We start from the raw sequence: 19,822 nt of genomic DNA, 5'->3' as shown, positions 1-19,822 counted from the left end.
TATTAGTCTTCAGCTCCTGTATTTGGTGATGATTCATCTAGCTCTGTTGAGTTATTGCCGAGAAGATAAAAATCTAATATTTTACGAGCTACTGCACCACCATTTGAACTTCCGCCACCACCATTTTCTAAAATAATAGCTAATGCAATTTTTGGTTTATCGTAAGGTGCATAAGCTATAAATAATGCATGATCGCGTAAATGTTCAGGTATCTTATGGGCGTTATAGACTTCATCTTGTTTTAAACCATAAACTTGTGCGGTACCTGATTTGCCAGCCGCTTGATATTTTGCATCTGCATAAATTTTACGGGCTGTTCCTCGTGATCCAAACATGACACGATGCATACCTTCTTTAGCTAAATCCCAATAAATTGATTTAACATTAACTAAACTATTATCTTCTATGTATTTTTCAGGATTAATTGTTGGTTGATGTTCATCTGAATTTAAAATATCGCTCTTTTTATATAATAAAAAATGCGGAGTATAAGTTTTACCATTATTAATTAACGTAGTTAATGCTTTTGCCATTTGGATAGGTGTTGCTGTCCAATAACCTTGACCAATGCCAACTGGAATAGTGTCACCTTGTAACCAAGACTTTTTATGGCGCTTCAATTTCCATTCACGACTAGGCATAACTGCTCGTGTTTCTTCGTTTGGTGAAATATCTATACCTGTTCGTTCACCATAACCAAATTTAGTCATCCATAAATTTAGGCGGTCAATGCCCATATCATAAGCAACTTGATAAAAGTAGGTATCAACTGATTCTTCAATCGACCTTAATACATCAACTCGACCATGTCCCCATTTTAACCAATCACGATAACGCCGTTCAGTACCAGGTAGTTGCCACCAACCAGGATCATTAACCACACTTTTTGGGGTGATCACTCCTTCACTTAAGGCCGCAATGGAAATAAAAGGCTTAACAGTCGAAGCTGGTGGATAAGCTCCTAGTAAAGCTCGATTGAAAAGTGGCTTACTAGGATCTTTGAGTAATTCGCTATATTTAGTACTTGATATGCCACCAACAAAATAGTTGGGATCATAACTTGGGCTAGAAACTAAGGCTAAAATTTCACCATTGTTAGGATCAATAGCTACCACAGCCGCTTTACGTCCAGCCAGTAATTGTTCTATATAAAGTTGTAATTTTAGGTTAATAGATAAATAGATATCTTCGCCCGCTTGTGGTAGTTGTTGATTTAGTTTGCGTACAATTCTACCTCGGCTGTTGACTTCAACCTTTTCATAACCAGGGATTCCGTGTAATACATCTTCGTAATACTTTTCTATCCCCATTTTTCCAATATTAAAAGTTGCTACATAGTCGCTAGTTTTATTTTCATCTTCTAAACGCTGTTTATCTTGACTATTAATTTTAGAAATATAACCAAGAATATGCGTCAGTGATGCTCCATAAGGATAATAACGATGCTGTATACCTGCAATAGAAACATAAGGAAAACGATGTTGATCTACAACAAAACGCGCTATTTGTTTTTCGGTTAAATTATCTTTTAATGGTACCGGACGATGAGCTCTATAATTACGACGCTCTTTTTGAAAATTTTCAATATCTTCATCAGTCAAATCAACAATTTTTTTTAATTCTTCAAATTGTTCATTGAGGTTTTTAGTTTTATCGGGAATGATATTTAATTGATAAGTAATATTGTTAATCGCTAATGGCGTACCATTACGATCATAAATCATGCCGCGATTAGGTGGAATAGGGATAATTTCGATGCGATTATCATTAGATTTTGTCGTGTAATAACTATAATTCAAAATCTGTAAACTAGCTAAGTTTGCAATCAATACAATAATTAAAATAATAATGACAATAAAAGAAAACAGTGCTCGGCGTAAAAACAAGTTTGCTTCCGCTGAATGATCTCGAATTTTAGTTTTCTTATGTTTACTTGAGATAGAGATAATAGTACTCCTCTAAATACTTCTTTCTGTATGCTGCAACTTATGTTGCATAAGTTGCTGTTCTTCCCATTTTTCGTAAGCATTAACAATTCTAGCAACTACTGGGTGGCGCACGACATCTTCACTATTAAAAAAATTAAAACTAATTTCATCAACTTGGCTTAATACTTCTATTGCATGACGTAATCCAGATTTTTGATTTCGCGGTAAGTCAATTTGAGTAATATCACCTGTTATTACCGCTTTTGAATTAAAGCCAATTCGAGTTAAAAACATTTTCATTTGTTCAATCGTAGTATTTTGACTTTCATCAAGAATAATAAATGCATCATTTAATGTTCGTCCACGCATATAAGCGAGTGGCGCCACTTCAATCACGCTTTTTTCAATTAGTTTTTCGACTTTTTCAAAACCTAACATTTCAAATAAGGCATCATAAAGTGGACGTAAGTAAGGATCCACTTTTTGGCTTAAGTCACCTGGTAAAAAGCCAAGTTTTTCACCAGCTTCGACTGCTGGTCGAGTTAGTACAATACGACGAATTTGTTGTTTTTCGAGCGCATCAACGGCAGCTGCTACCGCTAAATAAGTTTTACCTGTTCCAGCAGGTCCTATACCAAAAGAAATGTCGTAATCCAAAACATGAGCTATGTATTGTGCTTGGTTCGCTGTTCGGGGTTTGATTATACCTCGCTTAGTTTTTATCATCACTAGCTTTCCGCCTTGATGATCAACATAACTAGGTAAGTGTTCACTCATTTTTTCAAGCGCACCTGTCTCTTTGATAGCTAAATGAATTTGTTCTGGTTCAATATCAATTATTTTGTCTTTGATTTTGGTTTGTTTATAAAAAGATTGCAAAATATCAATAGTCGCCCTAACACAAATATCATCGCCAGTTATTGAAAATAAATTACCTCGATGATTAATTTCAATACCAAGCCGACGCTCTAACTGTTTTATATTGTCATTATAAGGACCACAAAGACTATTAAGCCGCTGATTATCAGCGGGATCAAGTATGGTTTCTTGTGTTGTAATATTCAAAAATAAAACCTCTATTCAATTAATTTTAATTGCTGAGACGCTGTTCACATAAAGAACATTTTTCAACGCCTTTTATAAAATCCATTTTACATTGATGACAAGAAACTATATTTCCCTTAACAACATTATTTACTGCACTTGTTGATTGATTTTCATCAAATCCTTGTGATTTCAATTTATTAACCAACATTGAAATAGGTGTTCCACTTTTTAACTCTTGTTCAACATATGAAGCTATTTGTTCTTCAAATGTTGGCGGTACATAGTCGAGCACATTTTCGTTATAATCGTTATTACATTGATTACATTTTATATAACGACCTAAGGTAGAGTAACTAAAAATAGGAATAAAAAATAATGTAAAATATTTTGCTACTTTTATTTGTGTGTATTTCTGTTGTTTTTCGTCAGTAGTAATATTTTGTTGTGAGCAACAATTAGGACAATTAAATTGTCCACCACGTTCGTTAACTTCTCTTCCACGAGTACCAAAAATAATAAACATTTTTTCTTTCCTATTTTCTTATTTAATAACTTTTTAATTTCTATTTAAAATAACTAACTAAATATTTTACGTTTTGCTTTTATGGTTGATAAATACCAACACCTAAATCATTTTCCTTTCGGGTTCGAGATATAACTGACATTGGTGATTCGCTTACGCGTAGATCCATTTCATCTTCAGTTCTTACTACTTTGCCACGCAATGAATTTGGATAAACATCGGTAATTTCAACGTCAACAAATTTACCAATCATTTCAGGGCGACCTTCAAAGTTAACAATTCTATTATTTTCAGTTCGGCCTGTTAATTCCATAAGATCTTTTTTAGATGGACCTTCAACCAAAATACGTTGCACTGTATTTAACATACGACGGCTAAATTGCATAGCTTGTTGGTTAATTCGCTCTTGAAGAATGTATAGTCTTTGTTTTTTTTCTTCTTCCGAAACATTATCTTCCATTTCAGCAGCTGGCGTACCTGGACGTGCTGAATAGACAAAACTGTAACTTAAATCAAAATTAACATCGGCAATTAACTTCATGGTTTGTTCAAAGTCTTCTTGTGTTTCACCAGGGAAACCAACAATAAAATCAGAGCTAATTTGAATATCTGGGCGTACTTTGCGTAGTTTTCGAATAATTGATTTATATTCAAGCGCAGTATGCGTGCGTTTCATTAAGTTTAATACACGATCAGAGCCACTTTGTACTGGTAAATGTAAAAAATTTACTAGTTCTGGTGTGTCACGATAAACATCAATAATATCATCAGTAAATTCGATTGGATGGCTAGTTGTAAAACGAATACGATCTATACCATCAATGGCTGCAACTAAGCGTAGTAATTCAGCAAAGGAACAAATATCACCATCGAATGTCGGTCCACGATATGCATTTACATTTTGACCTAATAGATTGACTTCACGTACACCTTGCTCAGCAAGCTGAGCTATTTCATAAATAACATCATCACAAGGTCGACTAACTTCTTCTCCTCGAGTATAAGGAACTACGCAATAAGTACAATATTTATTACATCCTTCCATAATTGAAACAAATGCAGTTGGGCCTTCGCTACGAGGTTCTGGTAGGCGATCAAACTTTTCAATTTCAGGAAAACTTACATCAACCACATGATTGCCTTTACCACTTTTAACTTGCTCTATCATTTCTGGTAAGCGGTGAAAGGTTTGAGGTCCAAAAATAATATCCACAAATGGCGCACGTTTACGAATATGGGCACCTTCTTGCGAAGCAACACATCCCCCTACACCAATAATAATATTTGGGTTATTTTTTTTAAGGTTCTTCCAACGTCCTAATTGATGAAAGACTTTTTCTTGGGCTTTTTCTCGAATAGAACAGGTATTGAGTAATAAAATATCTGCTTCTTCGGCATTTTCAGTTAAAGTTAAATCGTGGGTGGATTCAAGGAGATCTGCCATTTTTGTTGAGTCATACTCATTCATTTGGCAACCCCAAGTTTTGATATGTAATTTTTTGCTCATCAATAACTCAGCTATAATTTAATTGTTAAAATGAAAACGGGTTTAAATCCGCGATTTTAGCGTGCTATATTGTAATCTTTTGTTATTGTAGGGTCTATAACAAAATAAAAAATGACTGCTCAAAGCTGTGCTTGTTTTATCATTTAAATTAGCATGTTTTTGTTATAAAAATGGGTAGATAATTTAAAAAAATTTATTTATCAAAATAACTGTCGGTTATGATAATCATTCTTTTTAATGTCCCTTTATTTTATGCTATTATCCGCCACTAACTTTGATAACAAATAAAGTGTTTAATATATGAAAAAAACATTTAGCCCAACAAAACGCCTATTAGTTAAAGGTATTATTGCTACATGTTTATTATCTGTTACTCGAGTTGGCTTTGCAGCAACTAAAGCACAAATCGTTGCTGTACGAGTTTGGCCTTCATCTACCTATACACGAATAACTTTAGAATCAAATATTAAACTCAATTATAAAAGCGCTTCGCTATTTAATCCGAATAGGATAGTGATCGATATTGATAATCTCAATTTAAATCCAACTTTAAAAGCAATAACATCAAAAGTTTTAAGTCATGATCCTTATATTAAGTCAATACAAGTTTTGCAATTAGATCCTAAAACTGTAAGAATTATGATTGAATTAAAACAAAATGTTAATCCTAATACTTTTACTCTATCACCTATTGCAGAATTTAAACATCGTTTAGTGATGGATCTTTATCCTTCCAGAACAACTTCAACAAGTGATGATGATCCTTTACTTGCACTATTAGAAGAATATAAAGCCGGTGATCTTAGTAAAAAACAAGCAGAGATCAAAACCCAAACAAATAAAAAGAAAAATGCACCAATTATTGTCGTGCTCGATCCTGGACACGGTGGCGAAGATCCAGGTGCTATTGGCTATAATAGAACACGCGAAAAAGATATTGTTTTGCAAATAGCTCGTCGAACTTATAATTTACTTAAGAAAGAGACTAATATTAAAGTTTATATGACCCGTAATGAAGATGTTTTTATTCCATTAAAAGTCCGCGTAGCTAAGGCACGATCGTTGCGTGCTGATCTTTTTATTTCTATTCATGCTGATGCCTTTACTAACCGTTCTGTTGGTGGTTCATCTGTTTTTGCTTTATCGACACGTGGAGCAAGTAGTTCAGCAGCTAGTTATTTAGCTCAAACTCAAAATGAAGCAGATCAAATAGGCGGTGTTAGCCGCAGTGGCGATAAATATTTAGATAATACTATTTTAGATTTGGTTCAAAAAACAACGTTAAATAATGGTGTGTTACTTGGTAATGCTATTTTGAATCGAATGAAAAGAATAAATAAGTTACATAAACAATCACTTGAAAAAGCTGGTTTTGCAGTATTAAAAGCACCCGATATTCCATCGGTTTTAGTTGAAACAGCCTTTATTAGTAATATTACCGAAGAAAAAAAATTAAAGACTGCTTCGTTCCAAAATCAAGTATCTAAATCAATTGTTGATGGTATTAAAGATTATCTGAAAAGGCGAAAAAATTAAATTTATAAAAAGTTTCAGAAAATCTTTTAGTTAAGCACAAAAATTATTGAATAATAATTAAACATCTTTCAGCATCTAACTCAGGTATAGTCAATTTTATATTTTGTTTAAGTGTAAAACCATCTGTAATAGGATCTATGTCACTTCCTTTTAGAGCATAAAAAACTCCTTGTTCATTAGGAAGATGTTTACACCAACTAAGCATGTCTTGCAATGAAGCAAATGCTCGGCTAATAACTCCATCAAACTTTTTATCGTTATATTCTTCTATTCGGCTTTGTATTGGGTTTATATTAGTTAGCTTTAATTCAAACTGAACTTGTTTTAAAAATCGAATACGCTTACCTAAACTATCCACCAAATCAAATTGTTTATCTGGATTAATAATTGCTAGTGGAACGCCTGGTAAACCAGGACCGGTTCCAACATCAATAAAAGTTTTGCCAGTTAAATAGGGCGATACAACTAAACTATCCATGATATGTTTGATTAACATTTCATTAGGATCTCGTACAGCTGTTAAGTTGTAAGTCTTATTCCATTTGTTGAGCATTTCAACATAATGGATCAATTGATCTATTTGTGATTCTGAGATCAAAAGATCCGTTTGATCAATTAGATTAATGAGTTTCTTTTTTAACATAATTTTTCTTTTTTAAATAAACTAGCAACATTGAAATCGCAGCAGGAGTAATTCCTGATATACGCGAAGCTTGTCCTATTGAAACAGGTTTATGTTGTTTTAATTTAGCCACAACTTCGTTCGATAAACCCGATATTTCAGCATAATCAATATGCTCAGGAATAAGCGTTTCTTCATTGCGTTTTTGACGTTCAATTTCTTCTATTTGCAGTTTTATATATCCATCATATTTAACTTGAATTTCAACCTGTTCCGCAGCCTGTGCGTCAGACAATCCAGGCGCAAATAATGAAAGCGATTTCAATGTGTTATAACTCATTTCAGGTCGCTTAAGTAACTCTTCTCCATTCGCTTCTTTAGTCAAATTAGCACTTAACACGGCATTTACTTCGTCAATACTTTCAATATGAGGATGTACCCATATATCACGTAATCTTGCTCTTTCTTGTTCAATAGCTTCAAATTTTTCGTTAAAACGTTGCCAGCGATAATCATCAACCATGCCCAGCTTGCGACCAATCTCAGTTAAGCGAATATCAGCATTGTCTTCACGTAACATTAAACGATATTCTGCACGCGAGGTAAACATGCGATAAGGTTCGTTAGTGCCAAGAGTACAAAGATCATCAACTAACACCCCTAAATAAGCTTGATCACGGCTTGGATACCATTGATCTTGATCATATACAAAACGTGCTGCATTTAAACCGGCAAGCATTCCTTGAGCAGCGGCTTCTTCATAGCCAGTTGTTCCATTGATCTGTCCTGCTAAAAATAGACCTTTAATAACTTTACTTTCAAGTGTTGGTTTAAGATCCCTTGGATCAAAATAATCATATTCGATCGCATAACCTGGTCTGACAATATTAGCATTTTCTAATCCTTTCATACTGCGTACAAATGCTAATTGTGTATCGAATGGTAAACTTGTTGAGATCCCATTTGGATATATTTCGTTGCTATCTAATCCTTCAGGCTCTAAATAGATCTGATGAGAATTACGATCCGCAAAACGCATAATTTTGTCTTCAATAGATGGGCAGTATCTTGGACCAACTCCTTCTATAACACCTGTATACATGGGACTACGATCTAAGCTATTTCGAATGATCTCGTGTGTTGTTTCGTTAGTACTTGTTATATAGCAAGGAATTTGTTTAGGATGTTCGCTTGCATTACCTAAAAATGAGAATACAGGAACAGGATCATCACCATATTGTGTGTCTAATTTTGAAAAATCAATTGTTCTAGCATCAATTCGTGGTGGGGTACCAGTTTTTAATCGTCCCATTCTAAATGGATATTGATGAAGTGATTTTGATAAACCGATCGAGGCTGGATCTCCTGTTCGTCCACCACTATAATTATTAAGTCCTATATGGATTTTCCCATCTAAAAAGGTACCTGTTGTTAACACAACAGCTTTAGCTTTAAAGGATACTCCCATTTGGGTTTTTACACCTATGATCTGATCGTTTTCTATGATCACATCTTCAACAGATTGTTGAAATAGCATTAAGTTTTCTTGGTTTTCAAGTGTTTTTCGTATCACTTTGCAATATAGTGATCTATCTGCTTGTGCTCTTGTAGCCCTTACTGCTGGTCCTTTACTACTATTTAAGATCCTAAATTGGATCCCTGCATGATCAATAGCCCTTGCCATTAAACCACCCATTGCATCAATTTCTTTTACCAAGTGGCCTTTACCTATACCACCAATAGCAGGATTACAAGACATTTGTCCTAATGTATTGATATTATGGGTTAAAAGTAGTGTTTTTCGCCCCATTCTTGCTGATGCCATTGCTGCTTCTATTCCTGCATGACCGCCACCAACGATGATGACATCAAAAAGATCTGGATAAAACATAAAAAGCCTCGTATTTATTTTGTGTACAGATGATCGCTAATTTAGATCTGGAGATTTGGTTTATTTAGGGTAGGAGATTTTACTCATCTTTTCGGTTACGTCAAATGATCTATTTTGATCGCGATTTAAATAAAATAAGATCTTTCAGATGATCTTTTTATTTTTATTATTATTAGATTGGATCATTTTTGTTGATAACTCTTTTTTATAATTATTTTATAGGATCTTATCGATCAGTTTATTCTGTTAATTGATCGGATCTTTTTTTGTTTAAACTTGTGTATAACTATTCTTTTTATCCACAAGTGTTTTCTATTTTGAAGTTGTTAATGCGATCATAACAGCTTGTTATCCTAATTTTTAACAGAGTTATCCACAAAAATTAAGTTTGATTGCTTGAATTTTAACTTTTTATTGCTCTTATTTTAAACAGAATGTTTTGATCGTTTTGTTGTTTTTTGTTTTATTTTTGAATTAGCAGTTATCTATTTGTCTTTTTATATAAAAGTGATTGATTTTTATAAAAGCAAATTTATACTTAATATGATTTTATTTGTATTGTGAGGTTACTTTATTACTCTTTCACAGCTACCTTTGCCTTTTCCATTATCTAATAATGAAACTTTTGATAGTTTTTATGTAGGTAATAATCGGTTATTGTTTGATTCGTTGCAAACCTTATTAGGTAAAGAGGGTTTTAATGTCTTTTATATATGGGCGGCTAGCGTTGCAGGCCGAACTCACCTTTTACATGCGTCAAGCCAAAATAAATTAGCTAGTTATATTCCATTAAAACAGCATTATCATTTGGTACCTGAAATTTTACAAGGATTAGAAAATTATGATTTAGTCTGTTTAGATGATATTGATGCAATAGCTGGTCATAGAGATTGGGAAGAGGCTATTTTCGATTTATTTAATCGTTTGACAGAAAAAAATGTGAGTAAATTATTAATAACCGCAAATGCTCCACCTAAACAAATTTCTTTTATATTGCCTGATTTAGTTTCTAGGTTGTCTTGGGGGCAGGTTTATCAATTAAAAGAACTTAGCGATGATGATAAGCTTAAAGCTTTGCAATTGAGAGCGCAATTAAGTGGGTTTGAACTATCAACAGATGTTGGGTTATTTTTATTAAAACGTGTTAATCGTGATATGCGTACATTGTTTTCTTTATTAGAAAAGTTTGAAGTAGCAACGTTAGCACAACAACGAAAGTTAACTATTCCTTTTATTAAAAATATTTTGGATTTGTAATATGAGTCATAAACCTGAAGCTATTGTTTTTTTTGATTTAGATGGGACATTGTTTAATAGTCAAATTGATGTATTGTCTAGCTCTCTTGAAGCTATAGAAAAATTAAAACAAAATAATATTATTCCAATGATTGCAACCGGTCGAACACCTTGTGAAGTTGTTGATTTAATGAAAAAAACTAAAATTGATTCAATCATTGGTATGAATGGGCAAGTTGTTTTATACAAAGGCGAGAAGGTTTTTACTAATAATATTGATAAAGATGTGATAACAAGGATACATCAGTATTCTAAGCAGGAAACGAATATTCCTTTATCTTTTTATAATGATGAAATGATGTGTATATCTGAGTATAGTCAACCAGCCGAGAAGTTTTATCATTATCTTAAGCAACCAGTTCCTCCTGTTGATGATCAGGTTTATTTAAAATCGCATATTCAGATGCTTTTATTACTTTGTGAATCTGGAGAAGAGCTTTATCGAGATGTTTTTCCTGAGCTAACCTTTATTCGTAATACCCCTTACTGCGTTGATGTTTTTAATCATGGTGGCTCTAAAGGTTATGGTATTACTCAGTTATTACAAAATAAAGAGTTCACTGATGTGCCAACTTATGCATTTGGTGATGGTATGAATGATTTTGAAATGTTCCTAACCGTTGATCATCCTATTGCTATGGGTAATGCAGTTGATGAATTAAAAGCAAAAGCTGAGTTTGTTACAGATACTAATAATAATGATGGTATTGCTAAAGCGTTACAAAAATTTGGGTTGATTTAATTTTCTATTTAAAAAAATCATCTAATTGTTAATATTAGATGATTTTTTTATTTAGATTTTATTTATTGTTAGTGATGCTTAAAACCAACATTATTATTGCCAAAGCAGTTGTCATAGTCATATCCTGTTAGCTCTTTGACTAAGTTTCTTATTTCTGGTGTTGCATCTTGTTTTTTACCACCATTTTTTAGTCTTTCTAGCTCTTGAATAACTTGTGCGTGAGTAGATTTATCTAATTTCATGCGATATGTAAATATAATACCTAAAATGGCCATTCCACATACCCCAACAATCATTACTAAGTTGATTGCATTTACGGCGCTTTGTGGTTGTACGCTATTGACCCCTGAGACAAATCCAGAAAACTTCAATACGAGTCCTAGAATAAAAACAATTGTTGCTCGCATTAGTTTACCTGCCATAGTCATTGCACCTGCGTAGATACCTTCACGGCGTCTTCCGGTTAATACTTCATCAATATCGGCTAGAAATGTATAAACACTCCAAGGAATGTAATAAACCCCACCAGTACCTAATCCAAACCAAATTGTGATACCAACAACAATCCAAGTTATATTTGGCATATTAAAGTAGTAGATACCAATATAACCAATTACAGAAGATATAACGATTAATATGGCGATCACAAAAGGACGTTTAAATCCGCGTTTTACACACCATGCCATAAAGAATGCAGTTGAAATTAACTGGCATATACTACTTAAACTATTCATTTCTGATACAAATGTTTTTGGTTGACCTAAATTAAAAACCACAAAATAGGTAAATGTTGCTGCAAACAACCATTCAGCTCCGAAACCAAATAAGTACATACCTAAATGATTTCTGAATGTTTTTAATCGGAATGTTGAAAACACGTCAGAAAATAATTTAATTATACTTTCCAAAAAACTAGATGTTGTTTCATCTTCTATTTCATCAACAGATTTCTCCCAACTATTGGTATAAAGTAAAATGAGTGCAATAGCCATAATAGTGGCATAGGTTATACCGGTAAGTAAGAATGGTAATGGTGAATCTTTGCCATTGAATAGATAGAAAAATATACCCGGTATGGCAGCCGCTAAGAAGTTAGCAACTTTACCAAACATCGCTTTTGAACCAGCTAAATAGGTTCTTTGATCAAAGTTTTTGGTCATTTCTACCGGTAATGTGTTGTATGGAATCATTATCATGGTATAAATGAACTCAAATAGAATATAGGTTGTTAAGTAGTACCAAAAATTCATTCCATCAACCCATAGTAATGGGTAAATAATCATACAAGGGATAGCTAATAAAATGAAAAACCGACGACGCCCAAAACGACGCCCTAGTTTGGTATGATTAAAATTATCGGTAATAAACCCCATCAATGGATTTAAGATAACATCTAAATAGGTTGCTATTGAAAATATTAATGTTGCTTGAAAAGCCGAAAGGTCACAAAAAGTTGTATAAAAGTAGAGTAGCCAAGCAGCACTAATAGCCAGTGCACCACTCCCTATTAAGTTACCACTACCATACGAAAATCGAGTTAGTGTGGTTATTTTTTTTTGATTGTCAGCCATAAATTACTTTTCTTTAATAATGAAATAACGTTTTAAAAATATTACTTAAAGATACTAAATTTATTGAAATTTACTTTAAATTTTTTTTTTAGAAATGTGATATTGGTAATAAATTATTTATTTTTTAGAGATTAACTTATACTTTTATTTAAAATAAATTTATACATATCATAATGTTAAAATAAAATTTTGATTGTTTATCTAAACTGTGATCTTATTAACAGAAAAATTTATAAAAAATATAAAACAATATTTTAAAAATAAAAAAGCTAAAAATAAGGTAATAGTGATGAGAAAAATAAAATTAAAAAAAATTTCTTTAATGATACTTATTTCAACATTTTCGTTGTATGCATTTGCTGGCTCTGGTCAAACCACTTTTCAATATGAACACAACTGGAAGTCGATGAATAGGATTCATGCTGATACTTTAAAGTTAATCCATAAAACAGATGATAATTGGCAATATGAATTTAAATTTGGTGTGAATGAAGGCGGAGGAAATAAAAGGGATGTTTTATATGATGATATGTATGGTGGTTCAGGTGGAGTTGTGATCCAAAAAATATTTGGTCTTCCTAATGATTGGGGGGCATTAATTCCTGCATTAGAGTTAGGATTTGGTAAAGATTTAACTCTTTATCAACCTGGTTTGAAGTATAGCTATAAATTCAATAGTGATTGGTCAAGTAGCTTACGTTATCGCTATGAATGGAAAAAAATATCGCAAGCCGAACGGTATAAAATTGCAAAAATTTTCGGTAATGAAGTTAAATATATTTCAAGTAGTAATACAGGAAGGCATCGTTTAGATTGGGCATTGGCTTATTCAGGAATAAAAGTACTTAATCTTGTCTATACCTTTAATTACTATATTGGTGACTTTACCAATCAATCATATAAGGCATTGAAGAATGAATTAGCTAAAAATAAATATAAAGCTTATAACAATAAAAAAACGGACTATGAACAAGAATTTAAAGTAACTTATAACTACTCAAAATTATTTCGACCATATTTTTCTATTTCTGATGTTTCCAAAAACAAAACAACTGATACCCGACAAGCAAAATTTAAAGTCGGTTTTAATTACGCTTTTGGAAAATCAAATAATACAGAATCTAATTTTACTTATAAAACCTATTTTAAGTATGTTCATAATTATGGTTTAAGATCTCGTTATCATAGTGATAATTTTGGTTTGCATCTTGATTTTGATAAGCAAGGTTATCTTGGTATTGGGATAACGACTTATAATCAATTGAAGGATAGAGTCTTTTTTGATGATTTAGCTTCAAACTATTATCAAATGTATGGTGGTTATAATTTTTATCTTGCTGATAATTGGATTTTAACACCAAATATGGAAGTAAGATTTTATTCGGGTGGTGGATATAAAGCGAAAAGCAAAGAAAATATTCCTCATTATCAATTAGGTGATGTCAGTGACTCACAACGACCAGGTATGCGATACGCACCAGCATTGAAATTAACTTGGTTATCAGACAATGATCTTTCGTTTTATGGCCAATATCGATTTGAATATCGTAAAGTTTCCCGTAATAAACGAGAAGATAGTGTTCAAGGTTATGTTGATAATCGTTCACGTAATCGATTTGATATTGGAACGCATTATGTTTTATCTCCTGATTGGAATATAGGATATCGCTTTTCATATTTAAAGGGTAATTATGTATTACAAAATGATAGAAAACATGATTATCAACAAGAAGTAGATATTAATTGGCAAGCCACAAAAGATTGGCAAATTAATTTTGCCGCAGAAGATTTTGCTAAAAAAGTACATTCAAGTGCCAGAGAAACAAAGTTAGCTCTTGGGTTAAGTTACTTATTTTAGTGATAGATACAATAATAAAATATGTATTTGTGGTGTAGCTATGTTAAAAAAATCAATTTTAAGCCTTTTAATTTTTTATTTTTCAGGGAACCAAGCTATTGCTAGTACTTTATTGCAAGGTTATGTTTATGTTAATAAACCTGTTGCTAATGCATCAGTAATAATTCGTGATGTAAATAATAAAACCTTAACTACTATAACTGATGAGAGTGGGTTTTATCAGCAAGATATTTCACAATTATCTGCACCATTAGTTTTGTTTTCCGATAATAATTTACTTCATAGAGTTGGGCAAAAAGGAATATGTGCTGGTAATTGTATTACATCATTAGTTAATGTATTACAAAAAGATAAGGTTAATACAGGCAATATCAACCCATTTACAGATTATTTTGTAAGTGAAGTTGCAAAACAAATGTCTCTTATTGGCCCTGAACAGTTGATTGAGAGAGGTATTTTTTCAACTATAGATGATGATGTTTTAGTCAAAGCAAGGCGGAAATTATACATAAAGTTTGATCATGCATTGCAACAAGTTGGGATTACTGATCAATTATTTGATCCTGTGAGTGAAAGTGATCCTAAAATAAATCGTTTATTTGATTTGATTATTTTCAATCGAGGATATGATTCTACTAGTGGGAAAGTTGGGGCTACAGTGCTATTAGATATGCGTTTTAAGCCTATTAGTGATCAATCTATTTTTGATTATGGACTCGTTGTTGAGCAAAAAATTGAAATTATTAATGCTCAAAAACGGATATTTATTCTTAGTGATTCAACTGCTTCTCATTATGATGCTAAAGTCTATCCGAGAATGGGGTGGGGGCAGGTTTTTGATCGGTTTATTGATAAAAGTGCCAATATTGTGGTGATAAATGGTGCTCAATCGGGGCGTTCTAGTCGTAGTTTTTATGATGAAGGCTGGTTTGATTTAATGGCACCATTAATGCAAAAAGGTGATTATATGATCATCGCTTTTGGTCATAATGACGAAAAATGTGATTCAAGTAACACCAAGCGAGGACAAGCCGATGTAAGTCACTTATGTACATATCCTAATGATGCAAATAATCATAAGCAGTTTCCTGTAGATAATGAAAATATGTCTTTTCAAACTTCACTTGAGCGTTATATTAATTTTGCTAAACAGAAGCAAATGACGCCAATTTTAATGACTCCTATTACACGATTCCGTGATGCTAATAATAAAATTGCCTTCCAAAATCAAAGTATAGATCCAGTTAGTCATACTCATTATACGAGTAATAAATTAGGTTTTGCTTACTGGGGTGATTATTCTCAAACGATAAAATATACGGCTAAAATTCATCGAATTGCTTTAATAGATCTAGAGTCATTAAGTATTGAATTTGCTAATCAACATAAAAATGATTGGCAATCTTACTGGTTAGTTGTTGATCCTAATGATGCAAAATTTCCATATTACAAAACACAGTCTTCAGGGGTAATTGATCATCCTGATACAACTCATTTTCAGGAAAAAGGTGCATTAGCAATAGCTAAAATTATAGCCAATGCAATAACCAATGATTTTACCTTAAAAAAAGGCATCGTTATTGATCAAAATCAGATTAACCAATAAAAAATAAGGATTTATTAAATGAAAAAATTAATGGCAGCCATTTTAATTTCTTTTGCTATAAATTCATATTTTTCAATATGTCATGCTTTATTGCCAGCACCAATCAAAGTTAAACAAGCTCTTGATGTTGCTCCAATAGGAGGATTTGGTAGCTATGATTTAAAGAAAAATAGTGGAACGATCGGTGGCTCTCAAGCTAATAAAAATATGATTTTTTTGGTAAGTAATAAACAAGATCTTTTGGATGCGATCGTGATAAATAAAGATCAGCCACGTATTATTCAAGTCTTTGGAAAAATTGATCTTAGTGATAACAAGCCATATAAAAACTTTGCAGATCAAAAATCACGATCCTTAATAAATATTCCTAGCAATACAACATTGATTGGTATTGGTGACAATGCCGGCTTTATCAATGGTTCGATAGTGCTGTCTAAGGTAAATAATGTCATTATTCGTAATTTGAAAATTGAAGCGCCGGTTGATATTGAACCAAAATTTGAAAAGGATGATGGTTGGAATGCAGAATGGGATGGTATTAACATTATTTCTTCAACTTATGTTTGGATTGATCATGTGACTTTTACTGATGGTCAATTTACCGATGATAAGTATCAAGAAAAAGACGGATGGAAATATGTTCAACATGATGGTTTATTAGATATTAAGCGAGGTAGTGATTTTATTACTATTTCTTATTGTTTATTTGAAAATCATGATAAAACTATGTTGATTGGCCATAGTGATAAGAATGAAGATCAAGATGAAAATAAGTTAAATATCACTCTACATCATAATGTTTTTTCTAATATTCGACAACGGGCACCAAGAGTAAGATTTGGAAAAATCCATCTTTATAACAATTTGTTCAAAGGCTCTGTTTATCAGTCTAAAACAGCTTATCCTTATCTTTATTCAATAGGTTTAGGCATCAAAAGTAGTGTTATTTCTGAAAGTAATCAGTTTATGATTGATGGTCTGAAAGATAGCTGCAAACTTGTTAAGTTGTTCAAAGGCGATAAACTCCGCGATAGTCATTCTTTATTTAATCAACTAACTCTTAATTTATCGTCTTGCGGTTTTGATAACAACGTTACTTGGTCTGTTCCTTATCAATATTATTTAGACGATATTAATTATTTTACTGAAAATTACACTAAGTTAGTTGGAAACGGAAAACTTTGATAATTCAAAATAGACAAAAATAAGGATATATAATGAAAAAATTATTAACTTCGGTACTTTGTATATCGGCTCTTTATATTGGTACTGCTGGTGCACAAGAATGGAAAGTTGTAGCTTTTGGTCAGTCAACTGATTTAAATTTTGCTTCACTTATTAAACCTGAAAAAGTAGGAATAAATAATGCTTGGATAGCAGGTCAAAAAGCATATTTAATTCCTAACCAGACTTATGAATTACCTGCTGATTTTTATCTTGAAAGCAGAGGCGGTAAAATAGCTAACTCTCATGATGGAATGGTTGTTTTTTATACTAAGCTTCCAGTTAATCAGACTTTTATATTAGAAAGTGATGTAACATTAGAACAAATTGGACCTGAAGTTGATGGCAAAACACCAGCAGCGCAAGAAGCTGTTGGCTTATTTGCCCGAGATACTATTGGGGTTGCTAGGAAAGAGCCTCAGCCTGCCGGCTATGAGGAGTTTCCTAATGCTTCGAATGTAATTATGAATGCATTAATTACACAGAATAAAAAAAATGATAATTTAGTAAAAGTAACAGCATTAGTACGTGATGGTGTGATAAAAGCTTGGGGTAATGAAGGTATATCAATTAATAAAAATGATTATGTTCAGAACGTCAATTATGTTGAGGTTAAAAATATGCATTTAACCCTAACAAGAACTTCAGATAAATTTATTTTAGAGATGAAGGATAATATAACAGGTACAGCAAAAAAATGGCAAATGAATGATTATTCTGGCTTTATGAATCAACAAGATAATGAAAGTATTTATGTCGGTTTTTTTGCTTCTAGAAATGCCAAAGTGGAGTTTAAAAATTCTGCTTTAACGCTTGGCAATGAACATGTTAATTATGATAAATTACCTGTTAAACCACCAGTAATTGTAGATATTAAACCCACTTTAATATTATCTTCACCGCAAGAGGTATACAATAAAAACTATACGTTACAATTTTTTCCAAATACTTCCGGTACTGTTTTTGTAAAAGAGCTTGATAAAACTCTTTATGCCAAAGTTGGTGAATTATTACAATTTACAACTGAGTTAAAACAAGGAAGTAATACTTTTAGCGTTGAATTTAAAGATAAAACTAAAAAAAATAATCAAAGCTTTACTATAAATTTGGGTAAGTCAACTCTTGAAAACCTATCTAATATTATTGTTTCACCAACAGGTAAAAATACTAATAAAGGAACAAAACAATCACCCGTCGATTTACAAACAGCAATTAATAGTATTGAACCCAATGGGGTGATTTATTTAATGGATGGTTATTATGATGGTGTAACGATTCCTGCAACATTAAGTGGTTTACCAGGAAAATTTAAAACTATTTTGGCGATGAATAAACATAAAGCTGTTTTTATCAATAAGACATTTGATTTAGATAGTTCTTATTGGTCGATAAAACAAGTTATTTTTGACGGTAATATTGATGGTAAAGATAATAAACCTGCTTATTTAAGAATTTCTGGTAACCATAATATAATCGATCAAGTTGTTACTCGTAATAATAGTGATACAGGATTAGCTATTTCAGCCAAAAGTAAAAATCGACTATTTTGGCCTTCTTATAATTTAGTTATAAATTCAGATTCTTATAATAATATGGATAAATCAGGCAAAAATGCCGATGGTTTTGCCGCAAAATTAGGTGTAGGAAAAGGTAATGTGTTTAGAGGATGTATTGCTCATAATAATACAGATGATGGATTTGATTTGTATAATAAAATTGAAGATGGCCCTAATGAACCTGTTTTGATTGATAGTTCTGTTACTTATTCTAATGGTTTTCCTTTCTCTAAACCAAATATTGCTAAAGGTAGTATTGGAAATGGTTTCAAATTAGGTGCTGAAGGCCAACCAGTTAACCATAAGATTATTAATTCCATTGCGTTAAATAACAATATGGATGGTTTTTCTGATAATTTTAATACTGGTTCTTATAGCATTAATAATAATATAGCTATTAATAGCGCAAGATATAACTATATTTTACGAGCTAATCCATATGTTTTTTTAAAACCGATTGTTACTTTTGAACATAATTATTCTATTCGTGATAGCTGGCAATCAGTAATTAAAGATTCTTTGGGACCACAAGTCAGTGTAAAAGATTTTAAATCTGTTACCCGTAATCAATTATGGAAAGATAATGTTGAATTTACAATTACACGAGATCAAAACGGAAATATAGTCTTACCAAAAGCATTAAAAGAATTAATTGATAAACACTTTGTTAAATAATTAATATTAAATAATTAGTGTTAAAGTTTAGCGCTAAGCCTATTATTAAGTTTAGCGCTTTTTATTGAGATAATTATTCAACAGTAGTTTTCACTAAAACTTTTTTATTTAGTAATATTATCAAATTTCTGTTAATTTTTGTGAATTTACTCACATTGAGTTTTTTATAACTACCTAACTGTGGGGATAAATTAGTTTAATAGGTTCTTATATCGTTAATGTTATTGCGGTAAGTTTATT

14 protein-coding genes are annotated in these 19,822 nt (G+C 31.9%); 7 read left to right on the top strand and 7 right to left on the bottom strand.

Annotation, left to right across the window (positions count from 1 at the left end):
* Positions 1-2: 2 nt before the first annotated feature.
* From mrdA to miaB, 4 genes are all read right to left on the bottom strand, one after another.
* Complete coding sequence (gene mrdA / locus A9G31_RS03885; RefSeq protein WP_065560527.1) at positions 3-1,940, bottom strand: penicillin-binding protein 2; 1,938 nt, start codon at positions 1,938-1,940, stop codon at positions 3-5.
* Between the two features lie 18 nt (positions 1,941-1,958).
* Positions 1,959-2,993, bottom strand: a complete 1,035-nt coding sequence (locus tag A9G31_RS03880) for a PhoH family protein (protein WP_065560526.1) — start codon at positions 2,991-2,993, stop codon at positions 1,959-1,961.
* Positions 2,994-3,018: 25 nt separating this feature from the next.
* Positions 3,019-3,498, bottom strand: a complete 480-nt coding sequence (locus A9G31_RS03875) for a hypothetical protein (protein ID WP_065560525.1) — start codon at positions 3,496-3,498, stop codon at positions 3,019-3,021.
* 79 nt (positions 3,499-3,577) lie between these two features.
* Positions 3,578-5,005: a tRNA (N6-isopentenyl adenosine(37)-C2)-methylthiotransferase MiaB gene (gene miaB, locus A9G31_RS03870; protein WP_065560524.1), complete on the bottom strand. Its 1,428-nt coding sequence runs from the start codon at positions 5,003-5,005 to the stop codon at positions 3,578-3,580.
* A 300-nt stretch (positions 5,006-5,305) separates the two neighbouring features.
* Between miaB and A9G31_RS03865 the strand changes: the two genes are divergently transcribed.
* A complete protein-coding gene (locus A9G31_RS03865) occupies positions 5,306-6,541 on the top strand; it encodes an N-acetylmuramoyl-L-alanine amidase (protein WP_065560523.1) in 1,236 nt (411 codons plus the stop codon).
* 43 nt (positions 6,542-6,584) lie between these two features.
* Here the strand turns inward: A9G31_RS03865 and rsmG are convergent, their stop codons facing one another.
* Both rsmG and mnmG read right to left on the bottom strand, forming a co-directional pair.
* The gene (rsmG, locus tag A9G31_RS03860; RefSeq protein ID WP_065560522.1) at positions 6,585-7,184 is read right to left on the bottom strand and encodes a 16S rRNA (guanine(527)-N(7))-methyltransferase RsmG; all 600 of its coding nucleotides are present in this window, start codon (positions 7,182-7,184) and stop codon (positions 6,585-6,587) included.
* On the bottom strand, positions 7,162-9,054 hold the full coding sequence (gene mnmG / locus A9G31_RS03855) for a tRNA uridine-5-carboxymethylaminomethyl(34) synthesis enzyme MnmG (protein WP_065560521.1): 1,893 nt from the start codon (positions 9,052-9,054) through the stop codon (positions 7,162-7,164). Before mnmG ends, rsmG begins: the two co-directional genes overlap by 23 nt.
* Before the next feature lie 573 nt (positions 9,055-9,627).
* Between mnmG and hda the strand changes: the two genes are divergently transcribed.
* Together hda and A9G31_RS03845 are read left to right on the top strand one after the other, a co-directional pair.
* Complete coding sequence (hda, locus tag A9G31_RS03850) at positions 9,628-10,311, top strand: DnaA inactivator Hda (RefSeq protein ID WP_080702332.1); 684 nt, start codon at positions 9,628-9,630, stop codon at positions 10,309-10,311.
* Between the two features lies 1 nt (position 10,312).
* The gene (locus A9G31_RS03845) at positions 10,313-11,092 is read left to right on the top strand and encodes a Cof-type HAD-IIB family hydrolase (protein WP_065560520.1); all 780 of its coding nucleotides are present in this window, start codon (positions 10,313-10,315) and stop codon (positions 11,090-11,092) included.
* Between the two features lie 68 nt (positions 11,093-11,160).
* On the opposite strand, the gene A9G31_RS03840 is transcribed toward A9G31_RS03845, so the two are convergent.
* Positions 11,161-12,663, bottom strand: a complete 1,503-nt coding sequence (locus A9G31_RS03840; RefSeq protein ID WP_065560519.1) for an MFS transporter — start codon at positions 12,661-12,663, stop codon at positions 11,161-11,163.
* A gap of 289 nt (positions 12,664-12,952) precedes the next feature.
* On the opposite strand from A9G31_RS03840, the gene A9G31_RS03835 reads away from it, so the two are divergent.
* From A9G31_RS03835 to A9G31_RS03820, 4 genes are read left to right on the top strand one after another with little or no spacing between them, the layout of a single operon-like run.
* A complete protein-coding gene (locus A9G31_RS03835; RefSeq protein WP_065560518.1) occupies positions 12,953-14,521 on the top strand; it encodes an oligogalacturonate-specific porin KdgM family protein in 1,569 nt (522 codons plus the stop codon).
* A gap of 40 nt (positions 14,522-14,561) precedes the next feature.
* Positions 14,562-16,127, top strand: coding sequence for an SGNH/GDSL hydrolase family protein (locus tag A9G31_RS03830; RefSeq protein ID WP_065560517.1), 1,566 nt, complete (start codon positions 14,562-14,564; stop codon positions 16,125-16,127).
* Between the two features lie 18 nt (positions 16,128-16,145).
* Positions 16,146-17,312, top strand: a complete 1,167-nt coding sequence (locus A9G31_RS03825) for a pectate lyase family protein (protein WP_065560516.1) — start codon at positions 16,146-16,148, stop codon at positions 17,310-17,312.
* Between the two features lie 32 nt (positions 17,313-17,344).
* Positions 17,345-19,582 (top strand): right-handed parallel beta-helix repeat-containing protein, encoded by a 2,238-nt coding sequence (locus tag A9G31_RS03820; protein WP_065560515.1) that lies wholly within the window; start codon positions 17,345-17,347, stop codon positions 19,580-19,582.
* Positions 19,583-19,822: the final 240 nt, after the last annotated feature.

Source organism: Gilliamella sp. Gris1-4 (assembly GCF_001690335.1).
In the GTDB taxonomy this organism is placed as follows: domain Bacteria; phylum Pseudomonadota; class Gammaproteobacteria; order Enterobacterales; family Orbaceae; genus Gilliamella; species Gilliamella apicola_P.
Note: the sequence above shows the minus strand (reverse complement) of the source record. Positions and strands in the feature narration are given on the sequence as shown.

Excerpts from the sequence above, each read along its gene's own strand:
- A9G31_RS03845 (WP_065560520.1), top strand. The coding sequence starts at position 10,313 with ATGAGTCATAAACCTGAAGCTATTGTTTTTTTTGATTTAGATGGGACA.
- A9G31_RS03875 (WP_065560525.1), bottom strand. The coding sequence starts at position 3,498 with ATGTTTATTATTTTTGGTACTCGTGGAAGAGAAGTTAACGAACGTGGT.
- A9G31_RS03835 (WP_065560518.1), top strand. The coding sequence starts at position 12,953 with ATGAGAAAAATAAAATTAAAAAAAATTTCTTTAATGATACTTATTTCA.
- A9G31_RS03865 (WP_065560523.1), top strand. The coding sequence starts at position 5,306 with ATGAAAAAAACATTTAGCCCAACAAAACGCCTATTAGTTAAAGGTATT.
- A9G31_RS03840 (WP_065560519.1), bottom strand. The coding sequence starts at position 12,663 with ATGGCTGACAATCAAAAAAAAATAACCACACTAACTCGATTTTCGTAT.
- miaB (WP_065560524.1), bottom strand. The coding sequence starts at position 5,005 with ATGAGCAAAAAATTACATATCAAAACTTGGGGTTGCCAAATGAATGAG.
- rsmG (WP_065560522.1), bottom strand. The coding sequence starts at position 7,184 with ATGTTAAAAAAGAAACTCATTAATCTAATTGATCAAACGGATCTTTTG.
- mnmG (WP_065560521.1), bottom strand. The coding sequence starts at position 9,054 with ATGTTTTATCCAGATCTTTTTGATGTCATCATCGTTGGTGGCGGTCAT.
- A9G31_RS03830 (WP_065560517.1), top strand. The coding sequence starts at position 14,562 with ATGTTAAAAAAATCAATTTTAAGCCTTTTAATTTTTTATTTTTCAGGG.
- A9G31_RS03825 (WP_065560516.1), top strand. The coding sequence starts at position 16,146 with ATGAAAAAATTAATGGCAGCCATTTTAATTTCTTTTGCTATAAATTCA.
- A9G31_RS03820 (WP_065560515.1), top strand. The coding sequence starts at position 17,345 with ATGAAAAAATTATTAACTTCGGTACTTTGTATATCGGCTCTTTATATT.